Origin of the sequence: Hyphomonas sp. UBA3601 (assembly GCF_002375605.1) — a bacterium.
Classification (GTDB): Bacteria; Pseudomonadota; Alphaproteobacteria; order Caulobacterales; family Hyphomonadaceae; genus Hyphomonas.
Genome location: NZ_DFME01000081.1, coordinates 2594 through 2934, shown reverse-complemented (window position 1 = coordinate 2934; position 341 = coordinate 2594). Strand labels below are relative to the sequence as shown.

1 protein-coding gene is annotated in these 341 nt (G+C 56.9%); it reads left to right on the top strand.

The genetic code is table 11. From position 1 onward, the window contains the following. Positions 1–67: 67 nt before the first annotated feature. On the top strand, positions 68–341 hold a 274-nt coding region (locus tag B4F73_RS08095), incomplete at its 3' end, for a transposase (protein WP_290482972.1).

Sequence of the window (341 nt, the reverse complement as noted above, 5' to 3'; positions counted from 1 at the left end):
TTGGTCTGCTTCCTGAAAAGTGGTCCATTATTTGAGTTAGTACCGGCTTCAGATATGGAGCTGAGACATGGGCAAGAGATCAACGCCTGAAGAGATTATTGCGAAGCTGCGGGAGGTTGAGGTTCGCCTCGCGCGGGGTGAGACGGCGGGCCAGGCCGTGCGTGCGATTGGCGTGACGGAACAGACCTATTACCGCTGGCGCAAGGAGTTTGGCGGGCTGCAGGTTGGCCAGGCCAAACGGATGAAGGAAATGGAGAAGGAGAATGCGCGGCTGCGCCGGGCGATCTCTGACCTCACCCTCGACAACCAGATCCTTCAGGAAGTCATCAAGGGAAAGTTCT